Annotated in this window: 1 protein-coding gene; it reads left to right on the top strand. The window is 48.6% G+C overall.

The annotated features are described in order from the left end of the window. On the top strand, positions 1–218 hold a 218-nt coding region (locus RG959_RS25115), incomplete at both ends, for a hypothetical protein (protein WP_342799398.1).

The raw sequence follows: 218 nt of genomic DNA, 5'->3' as shown, positions 1-218 counted from the left end.
ATGGAAATGACAGGTGCATTTATGCAGTATTACCGGGAGGATGCGGTATATCTTGAACGGACGGCGGCCTGGGTAGAACGTGTCGGCCTTGACCATATTAAAGAAGTTCTGTCCGATAAAGCAACGCGTGATGCGCTGAACGCCCGGATCGACGAAGCACTGTCTGTCACAAAAGAGCCGTGGAAAGAAGTAATCGAAAGCGAAAAAATCCGAAAAGA

The organism is Domibacillus sp. 8LH, from assembly GCF_038806185.1.
Taxonomy (GTDB): Bacteria; Bacillota; Bacilli; order Bacillales; family Domibacillaceae; genus Domibacillus; species Domibacillus indicus_A.
Note: the sequence above shows the minus strand (reverse complement) of the source record. Positions and strands in the feature narration are given on the sequence as shown.